This window comes from Bacillus sp. FJAT-25509 (assembly GCF_001420605.1).
Taxonomy (GTDB): domain Bacteria; phylum Bacillota; class Bacilli; order Bacillales; family Bacillaceae_G; genus Gottfriedia.
The window spans coordinates 15,771-33,108 of sequence record NZ_LJIZ01000019.1; the positions used below are offsets into that span (position 1 = coordinate 15,771).

Annotated in this window: 16 protein-coding genes; 12 read left to right on the forward strand and 4 right to left on the reverse strand. The window is 33.9% G+C overall.

Annotated elements, in window-relative coordinates; translation table 11 throughout:
* Window positions 1-228 precede the first annotated feature (228 nt).
* The 7 genes from AN960_RS12045 (at window position 229) to AN960_RS12075 (ending at window position 8,041) form a co-directional block, all read left to right on the forward strand.
* Complete coding sequence (locus tag AN960_RS12045; protein ID WP_056471577.1) at window positions 229-1,530, forward strand: amidohydrolase; 1,302 nt, start codon at window positions 229-231, stop codon at window positions 1,528-1,530.
* A 28-nt stretch (window positions 1,531-1,558) separates the two neighbouring features.
* A complete protein-coding gene (locus AN960_RS12050; protein ID WP_056471585.1) occupies window positions 1,559-2,392 on the forward strand; it encodes a DMT family transporter in 834 nt (277 codons plus the stop codon).
* Window positions 2,393-2,403: 11 nt separating this feature from the next.
* Window positions 2,404-3,705, forward strand: a complete 1,302-nt coding sequence (locus AN960_RS12055) for a hypothetical protein (protein WP_056471589.1) — start codon at window positions 2,404-2,406, stop codon at window positions 3,703-3,705.
* Window positions 3,706-3,840: 135 nt separating this feature from the next.
* A complete protein-coding gene (locus AN960_RS12060; RefSeq protein ID WP_056471592.1) occupies window positions 3,841-5,070 on the forward strand; it encodes a Zn-dependent hydrolase in 1,230 nt (409 codons plus the stop codon).
* Between the two features lie 14 nt (window positions 5,071-5,084).
* On the forward strand, window positions 5,085-6,260 hold the full coding sequence (locus tag AN960_RS12065) for a M20 family metallopeptidase (RefSeq protein WP_056471595.1): 1,176 nt from the start codon (window positions 5,085-5,087) through the stop codon (window positions 6,258-6,260).
* Between the two features lie 112 nt (window positions 6,261-6,372).
* On the forward strand, window positions 6,373-6,567 hold the full coding sequence (locus AN960_RS12070) for a DUF3311 domain-containing protein (RefSeq protein ID WP_056471596.1): 195 nt from the start codon (window positions 6,373-6,375) through the stop codon (window positions 6,565-6,567).
* A 1-nt stretch (window position 6,568) separates the two neighbouring features.
* The gene (locus AN960_RS12075) at window positions 6,569-8,041 is read left to right on the forward strand and encodes a sodium:solute symporter family protein (RefSeq protein WP_056471597.1); all 1,473 of its coding nucleotides are present in this window, start codon (window positions 6,569-6,571) and stop codon (window positions 8,039-8,041) included.
* Window positions 8,042-8,123: 82 nt separating this feature from the next.
* Here AN960_RS12075 and AN960_RS12080 read toward each other — a convergent pair whose 3' ends face one another.
* A complete protein-coding gene (locus AN960_RS12080; RefSeq protein ID WP_056471601.1) occupies window positions 8,124-8,699 on the reverse strand; it encodes a VanZ family protein in 576 nt (191 codons plus the stop codon).
* Window positions 8,700-9,509: 810 nt separating this feature from the next.
* Here AN960_RS12080 and AN960_RS12085 point away from each other — a divergent pair.
* On the forward strand, window positions 9,510-9,815 hold the full coding sequence (locus tag AN960_RS12085; protein WP_056471602.1) for a LysR family transcriptional regulator: 306 nt from the start codon (window positions 9,510-9,512) through the stop codon (window positions 9,813-9,815).
* A 121-nt stretch (window positions 9,816-9,936) separates the two neighbouring features.
* Here the strand turns inward: AN960_RS12085 and AN960_RS12090 are convergent, their stop codons facing one another.
* The gene (locus tag AN960_RS12090) at window positions 9,937-10,872 is read right to left on the reverse strand and encodes a helix-turn-helix transcriptional regulator (RefSeq protein ID WP_056471603.1); all 936 of its coding nucleotides are present in this window, start codon (window positions 10,870-10,872) and stop codon (window positions 9,937-9,939) included.
* A gap of 158 nt (window positions 10,873-11,030) precedes the next feature.
* On the opposite strand from AN960_RS12090, the gene modA reads away from it, so the two are divergent.
* Window positions 11,031-11,840 (forward strand): molybdate ABC transporter substrate-binding protein, encoded by an 810-nt coding sequence (gene modA, locus AN960_RS12095; RefSeq protein ID WP_056471607.1) that lies wholly within the window; start codon window positions 11,031-11,033, stop codon window positions 11,838-11,840.
* 285 nt (window positions 11,841-12,125) lie between these two features.
* Here the strand turns inward: modA and AN960_RS12100 are convergent, their stop codons facing one another.
* A complete protein-coding gene (locus AN960_RS12100; protein ID WP_056471610.1) occupies window positions 12,126-12,590 on the reverse strand; it encodes a hypothetical protein in 465 nt (154 codons plus the stop codon).
* A 715-nt stretch (window positions 12,591-13,305) separates the two neighbouring features.
* On the opposite strand from AN960_RS12100, the gene AN960_RS12105 reads away from it, so the two are divergent.
* Window positions 13,306-15,285 carry an acetoacetate--CoA ligase gene (locus tag AN960_RS12105; protein ID WP_056471611.1) on the forward strand — a complete coding sequence of 660 codons (1,980 nt, stop codon included), beginning with the start codon at window positions 13,306-13,308 and terminating at the stop codon, window positions 15,283-15,285.
* 208 nt (window positions 15,286-15,493) lie between these two features.
* On the opposite strand, the gene AN960_RS12110 is transcribed toward AN960_RS12105, so the two are convergent.
* Complete coding sequence (locus AN960_RS12110; protein WP_056471612.1) at window positions 15,494-15,706, reverse strand: hypothetical protein; 213 nt, start codon at window positions 15,704-15,706, stop codon at window positions 15,494-15,496.
* Window positions 15,707-15,922: 216 nt separating this feature from the next.
* Here AN960_RS12110 and AN960_RS12115 point away from each other — a divergent pair, with 216 nt between their 5' ends.
* Together AN960_RS12115 and AN960_RS12120 are read left to right on the forward strand one after the other, a co-directional pair.
* Complete coding sequence (locus AN960_RS12115; RefSeq protein ID WP_056471613.1) at window positions 15,923-16,204, forward strand: DUF3892 domain-containing protein; 282 nt, start codon at window positions 15,923-15,925, stop codon at window positions 16,202-16,204.
* A 118-nt stretch (window positions 16,205-16,322) separates the two neighbouring features.
* Window positions 16,323-17,336 carry an alpha/beta hydrolase gene (locus AN960_RS12120; RefSeq protein WP_056471616.1) on the forward strand — a complete coding sequence of 338 codons (1,014 nt, stop codon included), beginning with the start codon at window positions 16,323-16,325 and terminating at the stop codon, window positions 17,334-17,336.
* Window positions 17,337-17,338: the final 2 nt, after the last annotated feature.

Below are 17,338 nucleotides of genomic sequence, written 5' to 3' on the forward strand. Positions count from 1 at the left end.
TTTGTTTAAAAAGGTTTTTGATAGATTAATCTTCTTTTCGCTTTCAAAAAAAATAGATTCGTTATTAAGTTGATTAACTAATAAAATAGTATTTTAGGTTTCTATTCAAAAATGTCAGAATAGTCTATAATTATGGTCGTAACCTGAATTCAACCGTAAATAGTATAGTGTATTGGTCTCGTTAGGAAAAAAGTATTAATACAACCCAATTAATAAGGAGGCAATGACGTGGAAGAAATAATCTCAGAATTAGTTGATAACATGAAAGAAAGTTTAATCAAAATTAGGCGTGATATCCACTGTTATCCGGAGATCGGATGGACGGAATTCCGAACCTCATCTCTTATAGCAGATTTCTTATCAGAATTGGGATTTGAAGTAAAAGTAGGAAGAGAAATAATTGTACCTGAATCGAGAATGGGAGTCCCGGATGAAAAAACGATACAAGAAGCTAAAGAGCGGGCATCGTCGTTTGGGGCAAATTCATATTGGATTGAGAAAATGGAAGATGGGTTAACTGGTGTTGTAGGAATTTGTGATACTGGGCGGATTGGTCCAACACTTGCCTTCCGATTTGATATCGATGGATTAGAAATTTCAGAGGAAAGAGGATCAAATCATGTTCCATGGAATCAAAATTTCCGTTCGAAAGTAGAAGGCTATATGCATGCTTGTGGACATGATGGCCATATCGCAATTGGGTTAGGAATGGCACAGTTGATTTCAAAAATGAAAGAGAAGCTTTCAGGAAAAATTAAACTCATATTTCAACCTGCAGAAGAAGGTGCGCGTGGTGCGAGAGCGATGGTTGATTCGGGAGTCTTAGAAGATGTTAATTATTTCTTTAGTGGTCATATTGGTGTAACGGCAACAAAACAGAACCAGCTTGTCTGTAGCGTAACAGATTTTTTCGCGTCAACCAAGTTTGACTTAGAACTGGAAGGTGTGCAGGCACATGCAGCATTAGCACCACATGAAGGTCGAAATGCATTACTTGCGGCATCTACTATTACATTACAATTATATGCCATCTCACGCCATGGATTAGGGGATTCAAGAATAAATGTTGGAGTTATTCAAGGTGGAGAAGGTCGAAACATCATTCCAGCACATGCTAAGTTAAAATTTGAAACAAGAGGAACGACCAATGAGGTTGATCAATATATGAAGAATGAATCACTGCGTATCATACAATCAGTTGCTCAGTTGTATGGGATTAAGGAATATACCGAAGTAGTAGGACGTTCGATTATAGCAGACTGTGACTCTGGTCTTGCGAATATTGTATATGATATAGGATCAAAAGTTAAACAAACGAGTGAAATTGCTATTTCTCAACCTTTCCTTGCTTCAGAAGATGTAACGTATATGATGAAAGAGGTTCAAAAGAATGGTGGAATGGCTACTTATCTACTGTTTGGAACTGAATTGGCAGCAGGGCATCATAATTGTGCATTCGACTTTAATGAAAAAACAATTGCGTATGCAGTTGAAGTTTATGGAAACTTACTTGTACATTTAGCCAGATAAATGAACTAGAGAGAGAGGAGAAAAGAATATGTTTTTTCTTGCATTAATTAGCTCTTTTTTGAATGCAGTAAATGCGCTGTATGCAAAAAAAATCACATTGCAAATGAAGGATAATAATAGCTTTATTGTAACATCTTTTCTGGTAGTCACCATATTGTTAGGCTGCGTAATGCCGTGGTATTATTCCTTTTCTGTTACTCCAGCTACAATAGGTTTATTAATCATTGTAATTATTTTAGATGCATTGTCCAATGTATCATTTTTCTTAGCGCTAGGACGAATAGAAGTATCTCAACTAGCAGTGTATACTGCGCTAACTCCATTATTCACGTTTATTCCAAATAGCATATTGCACGGATTTGATGTACATATATTAATTCCTGTCCTACTTATAGTGCTTGGTGTATATTTTCTAAATGTAAAAGGTAGAAACATGTTATCTCCATTAGTAGAAATTAAAAAACCGGGAAATTTATTAGGGGTTGCAGCTGCAGTTTCTGCTGGACTCAGCATGGTTCCTACACAACAACTGCTCGTTCATCAATGGATAAATGCTCCTACACTTTACTTTTTCAGAGCGAGTGGAATTGCCCTAATCATCTATTTAATACATCGTCCGAAAATTTGGTATCCAAAACTGAATATACACCTTTCGATTCGTGGTGTGCTTGCGATTACTCAATGGATCGCATTGTTTGCAGCCTTAAAGATTGCCAACGGGACTCTAGTTGTAGCCTTAGCCTATACCTCACCAATATTTGCGTTGTTTTTAGCAAGAATTTATTATAAAGAAAAAATTACAGCGGCAAAGTTGATTGCCTGCTGCATTACCATTTTAGGAATTTTATTTATTTTAGAGTAGTGGAGGAAAAGATGAAAAAAATCCGTTTAGGTTTACTTGGATCTGATGATTCGATTGATGTTATTCAATCTGTAATAAAGGAATACCCAGAATTTGAATGTACCCCGATCATCTATTGGAGAGAAGAGGAAATTATTGATTTATTAAGTCCTATTGCAAATGATTTTGATATTTGGCTCTTTTCAGGTAAGGTCCCTTATGCAATCGCAAAAAGCTGGGGTGGAATTACAAAACCTATGTTTTTTACACCACACACTGGACCAAGTCTTTATAAAACCTTGTTACAAATATTTTATCATAACCAGATTGCAATGGAGCAAATTAGCTTTGATAACTTCCATTTTGATGAACTCAAAAGTATTTTAGACGAAGCAGAGATTAAAGCTGATAACCTATTTTTGAAATATTATGAAGGAGAAGTTGATGCGGAGGTACTTGCAGGATACCACTATGAGTTATGGAAAAGTGGAAAAACAAAAGCAGCAGTTACATGTCTCAGGTCGGCACATATAGAACTTGAGAAAATGGGTGTTCCTGTTTATCGAGTACTTCCTGCTAAGTCAGCTATTGAGTCTGTACTAAATTTAGCACTTCGAACTTATGAGATGTTACATTTTAAAGAAAGCCAAATTGCAGTTCAAATGATTGAGATCGACTCTTATTTTGGATTGGCGAAGGATACTTTTTCGACTGATGAAATATACAAAATAGAAATTAAAATGGCAGAGAAGCTTCTTGTTTACGCAAATAAAGTGCAAGGATCACTTAAATCTGCTGGTCCTGGTAGATATGTCATTTTTACAACACGAGGGCTTTTACAAGATATAACGAATGAATTTTCAATTATACCGAATTTGGAAGATCTTGAAGAATTAAAGAAAGAAGTAATTACTTGTGGCATTGGAATTGGTAAAACGGCTTATGAAGCGGAAATTCATGCCGGAAGAGCTTTATTTCATGCTAGAGAGTATGGAAAAGGAAGTTGGATGGTTGCACTCGATAATCAAACGATAGCGGGACCATTGGGAAGAGAAGAACAAATTACCTATTCTTATGTCTCAAAAGAGCTACAAAAAATAAGCGAACAAACATCTTTAAGTATTTCGACACTTAGTAAGCTAGAATCTATTCTTAAAAAAATAGGAAAGAGTGAAATTGGAGCACACGAGCTGGCACAGTATATGCAAATCATGCCGAGAAGTGCGCGTAGAATTTTAAAAGAATTAGAAGAACAAGGAATTGCTCAGGTAATTGGAGAGGAAACACCTTATTCGCGTGGAAGACCTAGAAACATATATAAAATAAGCCTTTGACAGGTGATTAAGATTTTTTCCAGTTTTCATACAATATTCTGAATATTATTACTTAACAAACTAAATGATTAATGATATAGTTATGGTCATAACCATAAATAGACCTAAAATACAAACTTTATTGTAGGAGGAAAAATGATTAATCAGGAAAGATTGTGGAATCGCCTAATGGAATTAGGATCCATAGGAAAACAAGAGTCTGGTGGAATTACTCGTTTGTCCTTTACTGAAGATGAGAGAAAAGCTAAGGAATTAGTTACTTCCTATATGGTTGAAGCAGGATTAAAAGTTTACGAAGATTCCGTTGGAAATCTTATTGGACGTAAAGAAGGAACTAATCAAAACGCATCAGTTGTTCTAGTAGGCTCACACGTTGATTCTGTATATAACGGCGGAAACTTTGACGGACCACTTGGTGTTCTCTCAGGAATTGAAATACTCCAGACGATGAATGAGCAGGGAATCACAACAGTCCATCCAATTGAAGTGATTGTATTTACAGATGAAGAAGGAGCAAGATTTAGCTTTGGAATGATTGGGAGTCGAGGAATTGCTGGAACACTCACTTTGGAAGAACTACAAAATAAGGATCAACAAGGAATTACAGTAGCTCAAGCGATGATCGATGCAGGTTATGACCCATTATTAATTGATCAGTCAGTCAGAAGTATTGGATCAGTAAAAGCCTATGTAGAATTACATATTGAACAAGGTAAGGTGCTTGAAAACGATAATTTATCGGTTGGTATTGTTACAGGAATCGCCGGACCGTTGTGGCTTAAGTTCACAATTGAAGGCAGAGCAGGGCATGCGGGGACAACCCCAATGAATGACCGTAATGATGCTTTAGTTGCCGCTTCCCAGATTGTTCAACTAATTGAAACTGAATCAGCTAAGACACGTTCAACGGTTGGAACAGTTGGTCAATTGCAGCTATTTCCTGGAGGAATCAATATAATTCCCGGGAAGGTTGAATTTACCTTGGATCTTCGCGATGTTAATGAGGCAATTCGTGATGAGGTTGAAAATCGAATTTTAGAAGAATCAAAAATTTTATGTGAACAACGTGGTGTAGGATTAGAAATTGAAGTTCTGCAACGAATTGCACCTTCATTATGCTCTAATGAAATTCAAGGTATAGCAAAACTTGCTTGTGAAACGATTGGTGTGGAACCATTTTTTCTCCCAAGTGGAGCTGGGCACGATTGCATGCAGCTTACAAGTCTCTGCCCTATAGGGATGCTTTTTATCCGTTCAAAGGATGGGATAAGTCATAATCCTGCTGAATGGAGTTCAAAGGAAGATTGTACAGACGGTGCTAATGTACTTTATCATACTGTACTTCAGTTATCTAATAATAAATAGAGGGAGATACAATTATGCAAACAATATCATTAGATAGTTTAGTAGAGCAAACAAAAGAAGAAGTAATTAAGTGGAGAAGGCATTTTCATCAGTATCCGGAGTTATCTTTTCATGAAGAAAAAACAGCTCAATACGTGTATGATACACTTCAATCTTTCGGGAATTTAGAGATATCTCGTCCAACAAAGACGAGTGTTATGGCTCGTCTGATTGGTTCTCAGCCAGGTAAGGTGCTAGCAATTCGTGCAGATATGGATGCTTTACCGATCGAGGAAGAAAACACTTTTGAATTTACTTCTAAAAATCCGGGTGTAATGCATGCTTGTGGGCACGATGGTCATACAGCAATGCTTCTAGGCACAGCAAAAATTTTAACTAGTTTAAAAGATAAGATCAAAGGTGAAGTTCGCTTTTTGTTTCAACATGCTGAAGAGCTGTTCCCCGGTGGTGCAGAGGAAATGGTACAAGCAGGTGTAATGGATGGAGTAGACATGATAATTGGTGCTCATCTTTGGGCTCCTATGAAACTAGGTACAGTAGGTGTAGCTTACGGACCGATGATGGCTGCCCCAGATACTTTCTATATCACTGTTGAAGGTAAGGGTGGACATGCAGCACTTCCTCATGACACGATCGATTCGATTGCTATAGCTTCCCAAGTGGTAACGAATCTTCAACATATCGTTTCTAGAAATACTGATCCGCTTGATAATCTAGTACTTTCTGTTACAAAGTTTATTGGCGGTACAACTCATAACGTAATCCCAGGTTCAGTTGAAATCTGTGGTACCGTTCGTAGTTTCAACGCCGAACTTAGGAAATCGGTTCCTGAACTTATGGAAAGAGTTATAAAAGGTATAACTGAGGCACATGGTGCACAATACAAATTTAATTATGAGCTTGGATATCGCCCAGTTATCAACGACGAGCATATTACGAAGGCTATTGAAGAAACCATTCTAGAAGTGTTTGATGAAAAGACACTCGACCTTATGAAACCAAACATGGGTGGTGAAGATTTCTCTGCTTTCCAACAAAAGGCACCAGGTACTTTCTTCTATGTGGGAGCAGGAAACAAAGAGAAAGATATTGCTTATCCTCATCATCATGCTCGTTTTACAATAGACGAGGACGCATTGGAAATTGGTGTGAAATTATTTGTTCATGCTACATTTAAGCTTCTAGATTGATAGACTTATGATTAAGTAGACCCTTTTTTTACAAGGATCTACTTAATCTAAACTTATATTTTCTGAATATTTAAACTAATATAAATTTTAAATTGAAAGTGGGGAACAATTTTTGAAAATCTATCATTTGTTAGCACTTATTCCTTTTATTGCTATTCTGGGCTTTTCATCTTGGGCAAACCACGTTGAACCATTTGTATTAGGAATGCCTTTTCTCCTTTTTTGGGTTGTACTATGGACTGTTTTTTCAACACCAGTTATGTGGATTATCTTTAAATTAGATTCGGCTAATAAGGGGGACAGATAAGATGAATAGTGCATTAATTATAATTTTTCTCTTTCTTGCTGTATCGATTTTTCTAGGGGTACAAGCTAGGAAAGGAAAAGACATGAATCTTGAGCAATGGAGTGTTGGAGGAAGAGGATTTGGTACTATTTTTGTCTTTCTCTTAATGGCTGGCGAAATCTATACAACTTTTACTTTCCTAGGTGGAAGTGGCTGGGCTTATGGAAAAGGAGGTCCAACCTACTACATCACTGCTTACGGTGCACTTGCTTATATTATGTCATATTGGTTGCTTCCAAAAATATGGAAATATGCTAAAGAAAATAATTTAATGTCTCAACCTGACTTTTTCGCAAGTAAATACAAAAGTAAAGGCCTTGGCGTTTTAGTTTCACTAGTTGGTGTATCTGCTGTAATTCCCTACTTAGTTCTACAATTAAAAGGGTTGGGAAGCATAGTTTCGGAGGCTTCTTATGGATTGATTTCACCAACTTTTGCGATTTGGATAGGTGCTATTTCAGTGACTATCTATGTTATGATATCTGGTATCCATGGATCTGCATGGACTGCAGCATTAAAGGACATTATGATTCTTGGTGTTGTTCTTTTTCTAGGAATCTATCTTCCATTGCATTATTATGGTGGATTCCAAGCGATGTTTGAAGCAGTTGATCAAGCTAAACCAGGTTTTCTAAGTCTCCCAAAAGAGGGATTAAGTGTATCTTGGTTTAATTCTACGGTTCTTCTAACAGCTTTAGGTTTTTACATGTGGCCGCATACTTTCGGCTCTATTTATTCAGCTAAAAGTGAAAATGTATTTCGTAAAAATGCGATTATTATGCCTTTATACCAACTTGTGTTGCTTTTTGTATTTTTCGTTGGATTTGCAGCAATTCTTCAAGTTCCTGGATTACAAGGTCCGGATGCGGATTTGTCTTTATTAAAATTAAGTAAACAATCTTTTAACCCGTGGTTTGTTGGAATCATTGGTGGAGCAGGAGTATTGACCGCAATCGTACCAGGCTCGATGATTCTAATGGCATCTGCTACTTTAATATCAAAAAATATTTATAAAGTGTTTGTACCATCTGCTACAGAAAAGCAAGTTGCTGTTTTAGCTAAATACCTTGTTCCTGTGGTAGCCTTATTCGCAGTTTATTTCACATTTAATGGTGGAACTACATTAGTAACTCTACTTTTAATGGGATACAGTCTAGTTACTCAATTATTCCCAACACTTGTCTTTAGTTTAATGAAAAAGAACTTTGTAACGAAGCAAGGAGCATTCGCTGGTATTTTTACTGGAGTTGCAACAGTTACTTATGTGACTATAAGTAATACAACAATTGGATCATTATTTCCAGCACTGCCTCAATACATTAAAGATTTGAATATCGGTGTAATTGGCTTAGTTGTAAATCTAGTATTTTTAGTCGTTGTTAGCTTGCTTACTAAAAATGTAGCGGTTCAAAGCAAAAAAGAAATTGTAGCTTAAATAAGAATATTTTGTAACAAAGGGGTTGATTACTTTAACAACCCCTATTTTCTGTGTAGGGATTTTTAAAAATATAGGAGATTTACGAAGTTTGGTTTTTATCTACGAATTCTTCATAACTTTTAAAGTACCTAGAACTTGCTTTATAACTAGCTAATCCTATAATTGTTCCAATTGTATTTAGTATTAAGTCATCAATATTACATGATCTGTAGTTATAGCCAAGGAACAGTCCAGAAGTAGCTTGAATTAATTCTATTGCTAGACTTAATGTAAAACCTATTAAAATCGTTTTTCTGTTTGTTATTTTTATAAATAGAATAGGGAATGCAAATCCTAGTGGTATGAATAATAAGACATTACCAGCAATTTGTTTTAGAACAATTGAAATTGAGCCATAATTGGCGGTATCCACAATCGATTTAAAGGGAATAAAATTATGATTAAATCCTAACTGATCTTCTATCATTACTTGAATTAAATATTTTTGAAAGGGGAAAGGAAATAAAGTGAAATTAATAAGACATGTAAAGTAAATACCAAAGATTAGCCAATAAAGAAGTTTTAGGAGAGTTATTGAACCTTTTAGAAATTGATATCCAAAAAATAGGATAAAAAAAGTAGGGATGATTATGCTAGGATATAAGAAATTTAACAATCAATTGTACCAGCCTTTCATATTACTAGACTTAATAACTTAGAGATCCTGAACCTGCTTGTACCATCATGTGACTCATGAAAAATTGCACAAAAAAACAAAAGTGCAATTATTTTTTTGCTACCTCCGTTTCCAATCTTATTTATTACATCTTGAGAGTATCATGCTTGTATAGCTTTTCTCCATCATTTTTATGTCAAATTTTAGAAACTTACTAAATATACGTACCACCAATTATAGGGATATGGATTGAAGGAATAGATAGAGAAAGATTCATTAAGTAACAAACAGACTCGTCTATTGGAATATAGGAAATAAATCTAGACCAAAATATTTGTGTGGAGTGCATACTTGCCACTGGAAAAATTATTAGTTTTTAACGAAATTACCCCAAATGCATATTTATAGTTAAAAAGATTTCAAGAATAAAGAATCCCTAATAAAACCACCAATTATAGGTGGTTTTTCTATTTGAGTAAAATAATATTGGCCTATTTAACATAGGTTTTTCCTGAAAATAGCAGTATCAAACTCGAAAATTCAATAAAATCAAGGCGAAAATAACCCAAGTTTAAATCAAAGGGAAATCAATTTAAATTGTAGAATTTTTCTTTATTGGAGTTGGAATCAATTGAGTTTGTTCAATTGGTTTTTAGGAAGGAGATAACATACACATTTATATACGAAAAATCATAATTTAATCAGAAAAACCAATATTGATACTTTTTATCAAAATTAAAATCACATCAACACTTAATATAATAAAACTAGAACAAGAAAGAGAACATCCTGGAGTATGGAGGGAACTAAATGAATATTGAACAATTAAGTCATCTATGTGAAGTTTTAGAGAGTGGTTCCTTTACGATTGCAGCACAGAAATTTTCTATTAATGAAGCTGACATGAAAGAATCAATCATTAGTTTAGAAATTGAATTTGGCATAAAGCTAATTGAGTGTGACGAAGAATCTAAAGTGATTCCTTCATTTGAATGTTTACAAATTATTTCACATATAAAAGAAATCGTAAGGAATTGTCAGGGAATTGAAGAAGAAATTAAATCCTTAAATAAAAAATCTTCTGTTAATACAATGTATGATGTGAGCTTGTTTTAACTCCTTATAGTAAAGAACTTTAAAAAATAGGACCAAATCATAAGTGATTTGGTCTTTTGAGAATGACTTTACTTTGCCAATAAGTAGTAAAAAAGAAGGCTGCAATTTGAGTAGCCTTCTTTCAATTTGTCTCATATATAATTTTTCCTGTCATAGAGGTATCATAATCTCCTAAAGAATCAACCTCTAATTGAAACTGATTTGAGGATAATATTTCTTTGACAATCCTGATGAGTCGTTCATTTGCAGGAGTTTTTAAAATAACGAGATCATATTGCTCTGTAATCAATGGAATAAAATCGATTCCAACAATTTTAGCAGCTTTTTCAATTCCGACCCCAACATCTGCTACTCCAGTAGAAATAGCGGAAGCCACGCTTAAATGATTGCTCTGTTCATGCTCATATCCGTTAATCTTTTTAGATGAAATTTCGTTGATACGGAGTTGTTCATCAAGAAGGATACGTGCGCCCGAACCTTTCTCTCTATTTACAATCTTTATATCTTGACGTTCTAAATCTTTCCAAGTGGTAATCTTTAAAGGGTTACCTTTTTTTACGTATAAGCCAGCTTTCCGAGATAGAAGGTTGATTAAAATAAATGAATGGCCCACTAAAACTTTTTTAAGATAAGGTAGATTATATTCACCTGTATCCCCGTCAAAAAGGTGTAGGCTAACGATATCACATTCTCCATTATACATAGAAATAAGGCTGTTTAAGCTCCCAGTAAAAGATCTTAATGATTTATAAGTTGAATTTTTCTCGATCTGTTTACCAAGCATATCTAAAACTAAATCTTGTCCACTAATAACAACATGATTAGATTCCTTTGAATCGCTTCTGCGAGGTTCAAAAACAGAGGTAGGCAATATGGTATTTTGATTTGTTTTATTGTTTTTTATGTAATTGTCCAAGTCATTTGCTGCTATTCTCATCTGTCTTCCAACACGGAATACAGGTAATTCACCTTTTTTGACAAGATCATAAATGGTTAATTTGGATACTTTTAAAAACTGTGACACTTCTTCGATTGTATAGGAAAGTTCCATCGTCATTTCCATCCCTCCATTATCTATTTTAACTCAATGGCTTTTAAAAAGCATATTCCTATTAAATTTAATGTAAATTTTAAAAAAAGTTATTTCTTATTTAGTTATAACTAAATATAATTAAATATAATTAGTTATATTTTGATATGGAAGGTAGATGAGGAATGAAAAAACTTTTTTCTCTATTTTTTTCAATGATGTTATTAGGACTAGTTGTATCTGGTTGTTCAACAAATGACCAAGCTAAAAAGTCAACAGCACAGAAACAAGAAGTTTCTCAAAAGAATGTGGAATTGACGATTTCAGCTGCAGCTAGTTTACAAGATGCACTAAATGATATTAAAGCAAACTTTGAAAAGGCTAATCCGAATGTGAAAATAAACTTTAACTTTGGAGCATCGGGAGCATTACAACAACAAATTTCTCAAGGAGCACCGGTAGATCTTTTCTTCTCGGCTGCAGAGGACAAATTTAATAATTTAGTACAAGCAGGTCTTATTGATAAGAGTGAAGGCAAAGATGTAGTTGGAAATGAATTAGTTTTAATAGTGCCAAAAGATTCAACTAAACAAATTACATCTTTTGAAGACCTTGCGAAAGCGGATAAAATTTCAATCGGTACTCCAGAAGCTGTACCAGCAGGAAAATATGGTAAAGAAACATTGGAAGATTTGAAAGTTTGGAAAGCGGTTGAAGGAAAAGTAGTATACGGTAAGGATGTTAGACAAGTTCTTTCTTATGTAGAAACAAATAATGTGGATGCAGGGATTGTTTATAAAACAGATGCCCTAACATCTACAAATGTTAAGATTGTAGCAACAGCAGCTGAAAATACACATGACCCAATTATTTATCCGTTAGGCGTTATAAAGAATAGCAAGCAACCTAAAGAAGCTAAACAATTCTATGAATATCTTCAAAATGACGAGTCTATGAAGATATTGGAGAAGTATGGGTTTAAAGGACTAAATTAATTTACTTTAGCTTTTTTTGAATAACAGAAATCAATAAATGAGCCGTTTAGTTGATTGGCTCATTTTTTTTGTGGGAATACATCCTTAAAAATACATGGTTTAGTACGTTCTGTATAAAGAACGATTAGGTGGATTTGTTAAAGTTTGTCTAGAAGGGGAAATTTAAGAGGGGAGGATATTATTTTAAACAGTAAAAATGGGAAAGGAATTGGCTAGGAAAAAATAATATCAAATAAAATCCTTTTATAAGATAAAAGAAAAATATAATGCCGAATAATTATTATGCTAGTGCATGTATTCCTTTATTGATATATTGAAGAGTTTTCGGTCTCTTTTTCCTTTTTGGCCAATTAGCCAGTACCAGCTCTGTCCAATATAAAAAGAGTTTGATACAAGCTGTTCAATATATTTTGAAATAATTCCATTGATTTTTTCTTTTTCAATTTTATTTTTTATAGATAAGGCAATGACAAAATAGGATTTATCACTTTCAAATTCGAGTAATTGAAGATGATATTTACCACCTTTTTTTTCATTAAAGTCATTTAGTACATGATCTATACAGTTTCGGACGTCAATTTCATATTTAGCCGCATCGTTCCAATTTGATATAAGAGAGTCATATAATGAGACTGTTAAGATGTAATAAGATGCATAATCTTTAGGATTAAATTTTCGTTTCTCACCTTTGTATTTATATAAAGGTGGAACAACAAATTTTTCATAATCAGCAAAAAAATCTTCATTCATGTTTTATACCTACTTTCTAGTTTGAACAAGAGTTTACTATATCGAATCTCAATTTAGTTTTTCCTATTCTTTCCAAAAATAGACACAAGTAAATAGCAGAGTTGAAAAAATTCAACTCTGCTTTTTTGTTTTATCTTTTGGTTTTATTTTAGTTTTAATCTTATAGAAAATGAAATTAATCTAGTTAGCTTTATAGTATTTGAAGCGAGATCATTAACAACTGTAGAACATGACATCTTTCTCCTCTTTGATTCGCATACCAGACTGAAAATCATAAAGAAATTAGTGAACAAGTTAGATGAAGTGTAAGAGAAATTTGGACATACCTTTCAGAGGAGAATGCAGAAAGACAAAAAGAAAAGAAAAATGATTTATTAAGTAGGTTATTCTCTGAGACTCCCGGTGAAGATGGTTAACTTAATGATGATCAATTAATTGCTCAAACAATACACTTAATTTTCATTGGGCATAAAATTCCTCAATTTGAGTTATTAAAGTGTGCTTTTAGTTGAACGATGATTCATTTTCGATATTGACAGTAAATTTAGTGTGTAATAGTATAATAGTTAATTTTTAAATATTAAGTATTTTTAGAAAAAAGATTTTAGCTAATACATAAAGGAAAGACTATAAGGAGTTTTCATCAAAAGGTTCGGGCTATACGTAGTTACTGTCTTATTAAAATAAATAGATTGCTAATTTAGGAGGAGTAATAATGAAAGCGATTACTGAAGGTGCTTTATTATGGGAACCATCTAGGCAGCAAATTGAAAATGCTGGAGTTAGCCATTTTATGAACTGGCTCGAAAATGAAAAAAATCTATGTTTCAATAAACAAAGTGAGTTATGGAATTGGTCAGTCGATGAATTAGAGTCCTTTTGGGAAAGCGTTTGGAAATATTGTAATGTAATTTCCCATGCACCATATGATCAAGTTCTTGAAGAGCGAAAAATGCCAGGCGCAAAATGGTTTACCGGATCTAAAATTAATTATGCAGAACATGTATTTCGTAACGATAAAGGAGACCAATCTGCATTAATTTTTCAATCTGAAATTACTCCAAAAACAGAAATAAGTTGGAAAGAGCTTAAGGAAAAGACAAGCTTGGTCGCAAATTCTTTAAGAGAATTAGGTGTTAAACCTGGGGATCGAGTTGTAGCATATATGCCTAATATTCCTGAAACGATCATTGCCTTTTTAGCTTGTGCAAGCATTGGAGCAATTTGGTCAAGCTGTTCACCAGATTTCGGAACGAGTAGTGTAATTGACCGATTTAAACAAATCGAACCGACTATTTTAATTGCGGTGGATGGTTATTCTTATAATGGAAAAGTGCAAAATAGGTTATCAAGCGTTGAAGAACTACAGTCTGAATTACCTACATTAAAGAAGACAATTTTAGTACCATATGTGAATGTTGATGAATACAAAATGGAAAACGAAACAATTCTTTGGAATGAATTATTAGTGGGAAGCAGTGAACTTACTTTTGAAAGTGTTCCCTTTGATCATCCACTATGGATCTTATTTTCTTCGGGGACAACAGGTTTGCCTAAACCAATTGTACAAAGTCAAGGTGGAATATTAGTTGAGCAACTTAAGACATTAGTAGTTGAACAAGGGATAAATCAAGATGATGTAATTTTTTGGTTTACTACTACTGGTTGGATGATGTGGAATCAATTAGTTGGAGGCTTGTTATCTGGCAGTACAATTTTATTGTTTGATGGAAGCCCTTCTTATCCTAGCCTACATGTATTATGGGACCTTGCAGAAGAAGTAGGTGTAACATTCTTTGGTACAAGTGCAGGATTCTTAAGCGTGTGTGAGAAGCACGCAATAAAACTAAAAGATAGACATAGTTTTTCCAAATTAAAGTCTATTTGTTCAACGGGATCCCCACTATCGGTGGAAGGATTTTCGTGGGTATATGAAAATATAAGAGATGACATTTGGCTTGTATCAACTAGTGGAGGTACCGATGTTTGTACAGCATTTGTTGGAGGTTCACCGATTCTCCCTGTTTATGCTGGAGAGATACAAGGTCGTTCATTAGGAGCTCATGTACAATCTTTTGATGATGAGGGGAAATCAGTCATTAATGAGGTGGGGGAACTTGTGATTACTTCTCCTATGCCGTCTATGCCGCTTTATTTCTGGGGTGATTTAGATAATGAACGTTATCTTGAAAGTTATTTTGAAGTTTATCCAGGTATTTGGAGACATGGAGATTGGATTAAAATTGATGAAAAAGGTAGTTGTGTAATTTATGGGAGGTCAGATTCAACTATTAATAGACATGGAGTGCGTCTAGGTACAAGTGAAATCTATCGAGTTGTTGAATCACTTGATGAAATAATGGAAGGTTTAGTGATCGATTTAGAACTACTTGGCCGTCAGTCATTTATGCCATTATTTGTTGTACTGAAAAATGGGGTTGCTTTGTCAAATGAATTAAAGGAAAAAATAAAGGTAGAAATTAAGCAGAAGGTTTCACCGCGATTTGTCCCTAATGAAATTTATGAAGTTGAGCAAATTCCAAAAACCTTAAGTGGCAAAAAATTAGAAGTTCCAATCCGTAAAATATTATTAGGTTTTTCTCCTAAAAAAGTAGTTAACCAAGGATCGATGGCTAATCCAGAGTCATTAAAGTTTTTTACTGAGTTGGCACAAGTTTTAAACTGTTGTAACTAGCATTATAATATCTATTATGCCATTTGCATAAACAAATGATTCAACATAGTATGAAACAAAAAACATAGTTGTCGCATCAAAAAAGACCCCTTTAATTGTAAACATAAGTTATGTCAGCTTTTAATTAAAGGGGTAAATAATAGATAAAGGGGTTTTTTAACGATTAAGATTTTTCATGGTTGTATTAATTCATATATTTCAATTAAAGTTAACACTCATTATTAATAATTTTACCTTGATCAGTCAGTTTAACGAGTGCCGCATAACCAATTCCTTTTTTTACGACAGTCGCCATACCTTCACTGACAAGTGTATTTAATGTTTTTAGTTCGTCTTTATTTAATTTGGTATATCGGAAATAACCATCTCCAATTTTATGAATTAATCTGCCTTCTCTTGTCATGCCTAAAACGCTTGTCATATTTTTCCCTTCTTTCGAAAGTTGTTTGGATTAATGATTACATAACTATCGTATATTGTTTGCTCAATATTGTCTGTGTATATTTTGTGAAATGTTTAACAAACTTAATCTGTTAACTAGGTGGGATCTTCCTTCGTCTTGTAAGAATTTGGAAGGATAAACATATTTTCAACCCGCCATACTATTTTTGTGTCAAAAAAATGGAGGTGTGTTGGTATGTCGTTTCAAAATCGTGGTATCGGACATCCTGAACATCAAGATGATCCAAACAAATTACATATCGTCGCAGTACGAAAAAATGGCGATGGTGATATTACAGATGTAAAATTTCAAAATGGTGAAATAGTTGGGATTGAGCAGGCCATTGCGATGGCAGAACTTGAACAAATTGAAGATGTGAACACCGGTCTAACTCGTGGAGAGAATCCACATAAAACACTTCGTTCTTACCCTGACGGTGATCCTACAAATAATTTAAGTAATTTACCTACTTTTTAATGTCTACACGCTAAAGGTGCACAAGTTCTGTGCACCTTTTTTATTTCAGAGTAATTAAGGAGAAAATGGAAAATTTAATATTAGATGACAAAAAATACCAGTAAAGTAGGGAGCTAATTTGAAACAAACTTTTTTATTTCTTTTACTAGTGACTTGTTTGTTAATCGGAAATTATTTAGTTGCTTCAAATAATATTGTAAAAAGTGAAATTAATTCTTCCCTTATCTATCAAAATGAGAAACCCGATAAAGCAACGGAAGCTCTTAGAGCATTAAATATAGAAAAAGTAAAAGAAGGAAGAATGGCATCATTAGAGCAAAAACGAATCGAAATTGAAAAACAAATAGTGCGAACTCCTTCGAATATTAAAATTAAGGGTGATAATATTGAAGGAACAAAAGTGGAATGGTTAATTCCAAATGGATCTCCAGAAGATAAGATTGTTTTTTATGTACACGGCGGAGGTTGGTCTAGAGGTGGGTTAAAATTTTCAAGGAATTTAGGTACAATTTTAGCAAGAGACACAGGTTATAGAGTACTTACGATAGAGTATAGGCTTTCACCAGAAAACCCGTTTCCAGCTTCTTTAACCGATGTGGAGAAAGTTTATAATTACTTAGTAAAAAATTATGGACCAAAGTCAAAAGTTGTTATTGTTGGAGATAGTGCTGGTGGTAATCTAGCATTTGCTTTGTTAAATAAAATAAAGGCTTCAAATGGAAACATTCCAGCAGCTGTTGTAGGAATCTCTCCAGCGACAGACTTAACGAAAGAAAGTCAATTATACACTTCAGATTTTGATAGTATTCATGCGAATTATCATGGAAATGATATCAATATTGTTGATACTTACATAGGTAATAATAATCGGAAAAATCCTTTAATTTCACCACTATATGGTGATTTAAGAGGTTTGCCCCCTATGCTAATCCATGCTGGCGCACGGGAAGAGTTAATCGATGATATTTTAGCTTATGCGGCAAAAGCAAATGCTAAAGGAGTAGAAGTTACATGCAAAGTTTGGAGAGGGATGTTCCATGATTTTCAATTAATGGACAATGCTTCGAATATTAGTAAACAAGCGAATGCTGAGATTGCACAGTTTATTAAACAACACTTGGAAGATAGATAATC